This window comes from Nocardia sp. NPDC058497 (assembly GCF_042720195.1).
Lineage (GTDB): Bacteria > Actinomycetota > Actinomycetes > Mycobacteriales > Mycobacteriaceae > Nocardia.
In genome coordinates this window covers 1-7,623 of sequence record NZ_JBHXMY010000278.1, presented here as the reverse complement: position 1 = coordinate 7,623, position 7,623 = coordinate 1, and the positions used below count along the sequence as shown (strand labels likewise).

Genomic DNA, 7,623 nt, shown 5'->3' with positions numbered 1-7,623 from the left:
CAGGAACGGGTCTCAGCTGTTCGGGCTGACCGACACAGTCACCGTCGACTACGCGCCGGGCAACCTCTTCGGCATCCGCGCTGTCGAATTGCATTCCACCGAGGGCGGCGCCGCCCTGATCGACGGATCGACCGTCGACCTGACCGACCGCGACGCGGGCCGGGTACGCGACGCCACGCTCTCGGCACTGCTGACAGCCACCGGGCAACTCACCGACGAGGTGCTCACGCCGAAGCTCGCCGAACTGCTCGCCACGATCTCCCGCGACCTCGACGCGTTCACGCCACTGCTGCAGGCGATCGGCGCGACCGCCCGCTCGTTCGCCGAAACCCAGCAGCTGCCACCGTCGTTCCTGTTCGCACAGTTCGGTTCGGCACTCACCGGCCTCCCACCGATGCTGACGGGCGGTCTGACGCTGCTGTACGCCGACTACACCAACGAGTATCTGAGTACACCCGAGCACCTCGGGAAATTCGGCCGGATGTTCTCCGACATCCAATACCAGCTCCTGCCCACCGTGACCCAGCTGCTCAGCACATCCAGGGAGCATTTCGGCGGACTGCTGCCCATGACGACCCTCGTCCTGGACCGGCTGTCCGGGTCGGTCAGCACACCGGAGCGTTCCGCCCAGCAGCTCGCCGAACTCCTCGCCCGGCTCGGCACCTCCTTCCAGGACACCCCGCAGGGGCCGGTGCTGCGCGCCGCGGTCGAACTCGATGTGGTACCCGGACTGGCCGCGCCGCTGGCCGCCACCCTCGGGCCGCCTCCCGCGACGGGTGGTCGCTGATGACGACACGATCGCTGCTGCTCCGGGTCGCCGTGGCGACAGCGCTGATGGGCCTCGTACTGGTCGGCGTACTCCGGGTGATCGAGCGTCCCGTCGATGGCGAAACCGACACCTACACAGCGATGTTCACCGACGCGAACGGGCTGCGCCGCGGCGACGACGTGCGCCTCTACGGTGTGCAGGTCGGCAAGGTTCGTGACGTCGAACTCGACGGTGCGCTCGCCCGCGTCCGTTTCACCGTGGTGCGGGATCGGGTGCTCTACACCGACGCGACCATCGCGATCCGCTACCAGAACCTCACCGGTTTCCGGTACCTGGAGATTCGGCAGCCGCCGCAACCGGGCGGTCGCCGGGACCCTGGAGCGGTCTTCGGTACCGCCGAAACGGTGCCGGACTTCGACATCACCCGTTTGTTCAAGGGACTCCAGCCGGTCCTGGCGCAGCTGTCGCCGGACGACCTCAACCGCTTCGCGACGAGCATTCTCGCCGTGATCCAGGGCGACGGTACGGGTTTGGGGCAGGCATTGGGCGCCATCGACACGTTGAGCCGCTATGCGTCGGACCGGCAGGCCGTCCTGTCGACACTGGCCGCGAACCTCGCCCAGGTCGCCGATCATCTCGGCGGGAAGTCGGGCAACGCGATGAAGCTGCTGACGAATCTGACCAACCTGTTCATCACCATCACCGAGAAACTGCCCGGCCTGGTCGACTTCGCCGCCGGGATTCCGGTGGTGCTGCAACCACTGCGGAGCATGCTCACCGTTCTCGGAGTCACCGGTGAACAGGACAGAGATCTCGATGCCGCCCTGAAGCGGGCCTTCCCCGACCCGCACGACGCGGTCGCCGCGTTCGAGAGCCTGCCCGGCCTGATCCAGGCGATGGCCCAGGCCGTTCCGCAGACCGGGCCCGACCTCGTCTGCACGCACGGCAACACCTCGGCGCCGGAACCACTGCAGGTGCTGCTTGCCGGACAGGGGGTCGTGCTGTGCCGCCGATAACGTTGCGCAGGAACGGTCCCCGATGTGACTCACAAGCCGGCGACTTGCGCTGGGGGATCGCGGGACTGTGCGCGGCCGTGCTCCTGCTGATCGCGATCGGCGCGGTGTACGTCACCGGAACTTCGCCCGAGCGCACATATTCCGCCGAATTGACCCAGGCGGGCTCGGTCCGTCCCGGCGACGATGTCCGCATCGCCGGCATCCCCGTCGGCACAGTGACCGCACTGACCTTGCTGCCCGACCGGGTCCGAATGGATTTCACCGTCGCCGCCGACGCGTTCCTCGGCGATCAGACCACCCTCGACATCAGAATGCTGACCTTCGTCGGCGGCTACTACGTCGCCGTCCTCCCGGCCGGAACGAAACCACTCGGTGCGGCCGTGATTCCGCGGGAGCGAGTCATCCTGCCCTACAACCTCACTCAGGCATTCCAGGACGCGGTGGCGCCGGTGCGCCGGATCGACGGGAACATCCTGCGTCAAGACCTGGCCGCACTGTCCACCTCGATCGACAAGAGTCCGGATGCCGTGCGAGCCGCGGTGCGTGCGGCAGGCGATGTGGTCACCATCCTGGACGAGCAGAACGCCGACATCTCACGCACCCTCGCCATCGCCGACGAGTACCTGACCGCCCTCGACACGAACGCCGACGTGCTGGCGAAGCTGCTCATCACCCTGGGGACTTTGGAGCAGATCATCCAGACCAACAAGGTGCAGGTGGCCCAATCCCTGCGTGACCTGGCCGTGGTCCTGCAGGACGTGACGCCGCTGGGCCGGGCCTGGGATGCCTCGTTGAAGCAGCGCGCACAGCCGCTGGCCGACGCGATCCCCGCGCTCGAGCAGCTCGGCGGCAGGCTGGGAGAGCTGCTGGATTCCGTTCGCGCGCTGCAACAGCGGTTCCTTCCGCTGCTGCCCGCCGACGGCGGGGTGACCGTCGACCAGTCCGGTGCGACCATCCAGGTCCCCGCCGTGTGCATTCCCCTACCGGGAGGTGGGTGTTGACGATGAAGTCGATCCTGGGATCGCGGGGATTCATGTCGGTCGCCGTGGTGCTCACGCTCGTGCTGGCGGGTGCCCTCGGTCTGCGGCTGAGCACGCCGAACCCGCCGATGCGCGGCTACTGCGCCGACATGCCCGACAGCATCGGGCTCTACGAGGGCAGCGCGGTCACCGTCATGGGCGTCCCGGTCGGCCGCGTCACCGGCATCCGCATCGCGGGAGCGTCGGCCCGAGTCGAATTCACCGTCAGGGCCGACCGCAAGCTGCCACCCGATGTCGGGGCGGTGACGGTCAGCGACACCTTGATCGCCGATCGGCGGCTCGCACTCATCGGCGCCGAACCGGCGGGACCCGGCCGTCCGCCGGGGGAGTGCATCACCAAGACGCTGACGCCCAAGAGCCTGTCCCAGACCTTCGACGCCATCGCCGGACTGGCCGATCAACTCAACGGTGCGGGAGACCCGGTGCAGCGCAACGCTATCGGCGCGGGGCTCGATGCGTTGGACCGCGCCACCGCGGGGTCGGGCGAGCAGATCAACGACATGATCGTCGCGCTGAGCCGGGCGCTGGCGGCGCCCGACGCGGCGATCGGGCACCTCGGCCAGCTCCTCGACGCGCTCGCCGAACTCGCCCACCGAGCGCGCGGTGGATGGTCGCAGGTGCAGACCACGGTCACCGGGCTGCCGCAGACGTTCGACGACATCGTCACCATCGCGTTCCCGCCCATCATCCAGATCGTCGCCACCCTCGCCGACCTGCTGCCGCAGCTCAACGACGTGATCATGATGTTCGGCTCACCCGCCCTGCGCGCTCTGGACAATGTCCCCGATCTGTCCCGCATGATCGCGGCAGGCGTCGCCTCGCTGGCCGACGTGATCGCGATGACCCCGGCCGTCGCCACCGGATTCGCCGGTGCGGTCGACCCGGTGAGCGGACAGCTGACCATCGGTTACGCACCACCGAAACTCGCACTCGCCCAGCAGGACACGACCCAGATCTGCGCGGCGGTGCAGGCCGTCACCGGCCAGCGATGCGCGGCCTCCGCCGACGGCACGACGACGATCCCGGCGCTTCCGGTACTGCTGGCGGCGGTGAGCGCACGATGACACGACGACTCCGGCGCACCGCCGTGCACGGCTTGCTGGTGCTCGCGATGCTGTTCGCGGGCACCGGATGCGGGTTCCAGCCCGCCGACCTGCCGATGCCTGGTTCCGGTGTCGGCGGCCCGACCTATCACCTGCGGATCGAGTTCGCCGATGTGCTGAATCTGCCGCAGGGCGCCAAGGTGATCGCGGCGGGCGTCCGGGTGGGCAGGCTGACCGGCCTCACCCTGGTCGACCCCGTCGCTGCCACCCCGGACCAGGCCGCACGGCCGGGCTACGTCGTGGCCGATGTCGAGATCCGGCAGTCGGTGCAGCTACCGGTGGGCACGACCGTCGTGCTGCGCCAGGAGACCCCGCTCGGTGACGTGCACATCGCGCTGAGCGAACCGGCCGACGCGACGAGGGGCACCCTGAAAGCCGGCGCGACCATCCCGCTGTCGGACACCACCCAGGCGCCCCCGATCGAGGACATCCTGGCCGGGCTGTCCACCTTCATCGGCAGCGGCGCGGTCAGCGACTTCCAGAGCATTATCCGCACGGCGAACGGGATCATGCCCGAGGATCCCCGTGACACCGCGCGCATCGCAGGCATTCTCGGCGCCGACCTGACCGACCTGGGCACGCGTCTGGGCTCGATCGACGCCTTGCTCGACGGGATGGAAGCCACGGTCGAGGAGGGGATGCAGCAGAACCTGCCGATGCTCGACGAACTCCTCACGCCCTACGGTGTCGACCACACCACCGACGCCGTGAACGCGCAGATCGGCGTCATCTTCGTCCTGACGGCCCTCGGTCCGGTCGCGCCCAGCGCGCAATGGCTCGGTCCGCTGCTGTCCTCGCTCGACGACACCACCCGTGCCGTGGTGCCGATGCTGTTCGGCAGCAGCGTGTTCGACACCGGATCGCCGTCGAACATGAAGACACTCATCGACCTGATCAACACCGAGCTCGTGCCCTTCGGGGCGCGGGGTCCGAAGGTGGACCTGGTGAACATCGGCATCGCCCCCACACCTGGCCGGACCGCGATCACACCCGAGGAACGCACCGCCCGCATCGTCGACACCCTGCGGATGATCGGGGCGGTGCGATGAATCTCCGTGCGGCGGTATCACTCTCCGCGATCGCGGCGGTCCTGGTTCTCGGCGTCGGATACATGTCGGTCGGTGTGCTCGGCTTCGATCCGCGACAGAGCTTCATCACGGCCGACATGCACCTGGACAACTCGGGCGGTCTCGGCCCGAACTCCCCGGTGCTGCTCGCCGGTGTCCGGGTGGGCCGGGTCGAGTCGGTGCGCACCCGATCGGCCGGTGTGCTGGTGCTCCTGCGGATCGACAGCAGGCATCGCATCCCGATGTCCAGCGGTGTCCGGATCGAACAGTTGTCGGCGCTGGGCGAGCCCTACATCGCCTTCGCGCCGCAATCCGGTGCGGGACCCTATCTGGAAGACGGACAGGTCGTGCCGACGAACCGGATTCAGCTGCCGATGACGATCACGACCCTGTCCGCCAAGCTGGTCGTCCTGCTCGACCAGATCCGGCCCGAGGCGATCGCGAACCTGGTGGACACCTTCGATCGCGCGCTCGCCGGCACCGAGACGGCGATGCAGACGCTGCAGCGGTCCTCGAACCTGCTCGCCGCCACCCTGCTCAGCCGCACCGAAGCCATCCGCCGCCTGTTCGCCGATATGCAAGCACTGGGCGCCGACATGGATTGGCTCGGACCGTCCTTGGGCGCGGCGGGCCCGAAGTTCGGCGAGTTCGGCGTCACGCTGAGCGCCATCGTCGAATCGGGGTCGGCGCTCGTCGAAAGCCGTCCACTGGACGACTACTTCACCGGCGACGGACTCGTCCCGTTCCTCGCCCGCCTGACGGACCTGATCAACGAGATCGGGCCGAGCATCGCCCCACTGGGACAGCTCCTGGGACCGGTGGTGACCGACGCCGTGGCGCGGGCACCCGCCCTCGACATCAGCACCCTGATCGACCAAGCCCTGCAGAGTGTGGGCGCCGACGGCACCGTGCATTTCCGCATCGCCGTCAAGTAGCCCGACGAAGGACAGAACATGAGCACAGCGAACGCCGAAGCCACCACCACGACCGGCAACGGCGACCAGCAGCCGCGCACGGTGTCGTTCCGGCTCTCGACCGTCCTGGTGGTCGTCACCATCGCGGTACTCGCGGCCGCGGCCGTCACGTTCGCGTCGCTGTACCTCGCGGCGCGGTGGCCGATCGCCGAGCGCGACGCCCGCGCGGCCGACAACCGGCACGCGGAGCAGATCGCGACGGACTACGGCGTCGGCGCGTCGACCATCGACTACCGCGACGTCGCCGCGTGGTTCGGCAGGCTGCGGTCCGGCACCAGCCCGCAACAGGCCGCGAAGTTCGACGCCACCGCACCGCAGCTCGAACAGATTCTGCTGCCCTTGCAGTGGACCTCGACGGCGACTCCGCTGTCGGCGACCGTCACCTCGGAGTCCGGCGGAATCTACAAGGTCGACGCGTATTTCACGGTGGTCTCCACGAGCGCGCAGACGCCCGGTGGATCGGCGACCACCGTCACCTATTCGCTGACCATCGACCGGAACGCGGGGTGGCAGATCACCGAGGTCGGCGGGCTGCAGAACACATTGCCGGCGAAATAGCAGGGTCAGTAGGCGATGAAGAGGATCTCGTCGCGGGTGTAGTCGTGGTCGGGATGATTCTCGGCGAGGTGCGCCTGGGTCTGTGTGACCAGGTGGTCTTCGTCGACGCCGGTGATCAGGGTTCCGCAGGGGCAGTTGAGGCGGGTCTTCATCGGTATTCTCCTGTGCGGTTCGACGCGTCCAGCACCTTGCTGGACAGTAGTCCGGATTGTATTCCAGTTCCTGTGTTAGCGTGAGGCATGGGACCTGTAGACGAGATTTCCGCCGAGGCCGGTGCGCTGTTCGCCCTCGCCGAGCAGGTCACCGGATTCATGCCGCCCGACGAAGGGCGCGCGCTGTATGCGGCGGCCCGCGACTACGTGGGCACCGGAACCATCATGGAAATCGGCACCTACTGTGGCAAATCGGCGGTCTATCTGGGCACCGCCGCCAGGGAAACCGGCGCGACCGTCTTCACCGTCGATCATCATCGCGGTTCCGAGGAGCATCAGCCGGGCTGGGAGTATCACGACACCACGCTGGTCGACCCGGAGACCGGCGTCTTCGACACCGTGACGGCCTTCCGTCGCACCATGATTCGCGCGGGCCTGACCGACACCGTCATCGCGATCATCGGTTCCTCCTCGGCCGCCGCCCGCATCTGGCAGACACCACTGCAGATGCTTTTCATCGATGGCGGGCACACCGAGGAGGCGGCCCAGCGCGACTACGACAACTGGGTGCACTGGGTGGCGGGTGGTGGGCTGCTGGCGATCCACGACGTCTTTCCCGATCCGGCCGACGGTGGCCGCGCGCCGTTCAACGTCTATCGCCGTGCCCTCGACAGCGGAAAGTTCCGCGAACTCTCCGTGACCGGTTCCCTGCGGATCCTGCAGCGCACCGCCGCCTGCAACTGACCCGGGGTCAGTCGAGGACGCCGTCGCGGAAGATGCCGTTGGCGGTGGAGGTCCGGCTGAGGGCGTCGGCCGCCAGCACGACGGCCGCCGCGGTCCAGGTGGTGCGCTCCTCCGGCCAGCGTTTGCCGTCGGTGAAGACCAGTCCGGTCCAGTAGGAACCGTCGGGGTCGCGCATGTGCTGTACATCGGTGAAGAGTCTG

Annotated in this window: 9 protein-coding genes and 1 pseudogene; 8 read left to right on the top strand and 2 right to left on the bottom strand. The window is 68.2% G+C overall.

Going from position 1 to position 7,623, the window contains the following annotated elements; translation table 11 throughout:
* The 7 genes from ACFWPJ_RS19005 to ACFWPJ_RS18975 form a co-directional block, all read left to right on the top strand.
* The coding region (locus ACFWPJ_RS19005; RefSeq protein ID WP_378853061.1) for a hypothetical protein at positions 1-787 on the top strand (787 nt) is incomplete at its 5' end.
* Positions 787-1,785 (top strand): MlaD family protein, encoded by a 999-nt coding sequence (locus tag ACFWPJ_RS19000; RefSeq protein WP_378853059.1) that lies wholly within the window; start codon positions 787-789, stop codon positions 1,783-1,785. The genes ACFWPJ_RS19005 and ACFWPJ_RS19000, both read left to right, overlap by 1 nt.
* Positions 1,786-1,862: 77 nt before the next feature.
* Positions 1,863-2,786, top strand: coding sequence for an MlaD family protein (locus tag ACFWPJ_RS18995; protein WP_378853057.1), 924 nt, complete (start codon positions 1,863-1,865; stop codon positions 2,784-2,786).
* Between the two features lie 2 nt (positions 2,787-2,788).
* The gene (locus tag ACFWPJ_RS18990; RefSeq protein WP_378853055.1) at positions 2,789-3,889 is read left to right on the top strand and encodes an MlaD family protein; all 1,101 of its coding nucleotides are present in this window, start codon (positions 2,789-2,791) and stop codon (positions 3,887-3,889) included.
* The gene (locus tag ACFWPJ_RS18985) at positions 3,886-4,977 is read left to right on the top strand and encodes an MlaD family protein (protein WP_378853053.1); all 1,092 of its coding nucleotides are present in this window, start codon (positions 3,886-3,888) and stop codon (positions 4,975-4,977) included. The genes ACFWPJ_RS18990 and ACFWPJ_RS18985 overlap by 4 nt, the downstream gene beginning before the upstream one ends.
* Positions 4,974-5,930 (top strand): MlaD family protein, encoded by a 957-nt coding sequence (locus ACFWPJ_RS18980; RefSeq protein WP_378853051.1) that lies wholly within the window; start codon positions 4,974-4,976, stop codon positions 5,928-5,930. Before ACFWPJ_RS18985 ends, ACFWPJ_RS18980 begins: the two co-directional genes overlap by 4 nt.
* A gap of 18 nt (positions 5,931-5,948) precedes the next feature.
* Entirely contained in the window at positions 5,949-6,527 is a 579-nt protein-coding gene (locus ACFWPJ_RS18975) for a hypothetical protein (protein ID WP_378853049.1), read from the top strand.
* Positions 6,528-6,532: 5 nt separating this feature from the next.
* Here ACFWPJ_RS18975 and ACFWPJ_RS18970 read toward each other — a convergent pair whose 3' ends face one another.
* Positions 6,533-6,679, bottom strand: coding sequence for a DUF1059 domain-containing protein (locus ACFWPJ_RS18970; protein WP_378853047.1), 147 nt, complete (start codon positions 6,677-6,679; stop codon positions 6,533-6,535).
* An 87-nt stretch (positions 6,680-6,766) separates the two neighbouring features.
* On the opposite strand from ACFWPJ_RS18970, the gene ACFWPJ_RS18965 reads away from it, so the two are divergent.
* On the top strand, positions 6,767-7,423 hold the full coding sequence (locus tag ACFWPJ_RS18965; protein WP_378853045.1) for a class I SAM-dependent methyltransferase: 657 nt from the start codon (positions 6,767-6,769) through the stop codon (positions 7,421-7,423).
* A 7-nt stretch (positions 7,424-7,430) separates the two neighbouring features.
* Here the strand turns inward: ACFWPJ_RS18965 and ACFWPJ_RS18960 are convergent.
* Positions 7,431-7,623 (bottom strand): annotated as a pseudogene (locus ACFWPJ_RS18960) (prenyltransferase); the annotation flags it as partial.